Below are 574 nucleotides of genomic sequence, written 5' to 3' on the forward strand. Positions count from 1 at the left end.
GACCTGCCCGGTCTCGGATCGAATGTCGACGCGCTCGGAAAGCAACTGTCCGGCACCGACACCGGCGGGACGGTGGACGTGCACCAGGTCGCCGACACCGCGACCTCGCTGGGTAGGACGCTCAGCCGACTGGCCGACCTGCTGCAGTCCGGCGCCGCGAACACCGCCGCCACCACCACCCTGGCAGCAGCACCGGTGGGCACACCGGAACACGCGGCCGCCCGGGTCCTCACCACAGCCAGCCATGCGGACCTGACCGGTGCGCTCGACTCGGTAGCCACAATCGCGAACACCGCGGCCAAGCTCTCGAATAGTGGCACCACCACATTGCCCGCCACCGACCCTCAAATCTCGCAGCTCTCCACCACCGCCGCGTCACTCGGTAGCCAGATCGCCTCTGTTGCAACCACCCCGGCAGATGCCCTCCAGGCTGCGTCGAGCGTGTTGTCGGTCCTCAAACCGACAGTCGTCGTCGATCAGGCCCTGAACGTCGTGACCGGTGTAACCGCTCTCGATATACCGGCGATCCTGCACAACCTGACCGTGCTCCCGCAGAAGATCGCCGCCGGCGATG

At 67.2% G+C, this 574-nt stretch carries 1 pseudogene; it reads left to right on the plus strand.

Going from position 1 to position 574, the window contains the following annotated elements:
* Positions 1-574 (plus strand): annotated as a pseudogene (locus P3H15_RS54405) (cutinase); the annotation flags it as partial.

The sequence above is a fragment of the Rhodococcus sp. T2V genome (genome assembly GCF_029269925.1).
Classification (GTDB): domain Bacteria; phylum Actinomycetota; class Actinomycetes; order Mycobacteriales; family Mycobacteriaceae; genus Rhodococcus_F; species Rhodococcus_F koreensis.